Annotated in this window: 1 pseudogene; it reads right to left on the bottom strand. The window is 61.3% G+C overall.

From position 1 onward, the window contains the following. Window positions 1-852, bottom strand: a pseudogene (locus NKH37_RS33990) (IS3 family transposase); the annotation flags it as partial.

Genomic DNA, 852 nt, shown 5'->3' with positions numbered 1-852 from the left:
ATGTAAGCGTTGTCCGTTGGCTTTCCCGGTCGCGAGAAGTCGAGCGTGACGCCCCTGGTGTAGGCCCACAGGTCGAGGTCGCGGGAGACGAACTCCGAGCCTTGATCGACCCGGATCGTCTTTGGATAGCCGATCTTGGGGCAGACCTGTTCCAGCATCCTGACCACATCCTCGGCTCGGTAACTGAAGCGTGGGTCGAGCACCGGCACGTAGCGTGAGAACGTATCTACGACCGTCAGGACCCGGATCTTCTTGCCCGTCGCGAGCTGGTCGTGAACGAAGTCCATCGCCCAGACGTCGTTGGGTTCGACGGCTGGCTGGCGATCGTCTCGCAGCTTCGCCTTCACCCGGCGCTTCGGCGTCTTGTTCCTCAGTTGAAGGCCCAAGTCCCTGTAAATGCGATAGGTCCGCTTCATGTTGATGTCCCAGCCCTCCCGCGTGAGCATCACGTGCACGCGCCGGTAGCCATAGCGAACCCGCGTCGCGCAGATGTCTTTGATCCGAGCTTCGAGGCCGGCCTGGTCACGGCGGCGGGACTTGTAGTGATAGGTCGAGGTGTCGAACTCCAGAACACGGCACGCTCGCCGGATCGACACGTTCCAATCAGCACAGGTATCGGCCACCAGCTCGCGTTTGCGACCAGGCCTCACAGTTTTCGGCGGATCACGTCCTGCAGCATCTCCTTGTCCAGCGACAGGTCGGCGACCAGCTTTCTGAGCTTGCCGTTCTCGTCCTCGAGCTGCTTCAGCCGCTTCATCTCTGTCGGCAGCAGCCCGTCATATTTCTTCTTCCAGTTGAAATAGGTCGCCTGGCTGACCCCGGCCCTCCGGCAGATCTCCGCCACAGGAAACC

This window comes from Mesorhizobium sp. M1217, from assembly GCF_040318275.1.
Lineage (GTDB): Bacteria > Pseudomonadota > Alphaproteobacteria > Rhizobiales > Rhizobiaceae > Mesorhizobium.
This window is presented reverse-complemented; position numbering and strand designations above follow the sequence as displayed.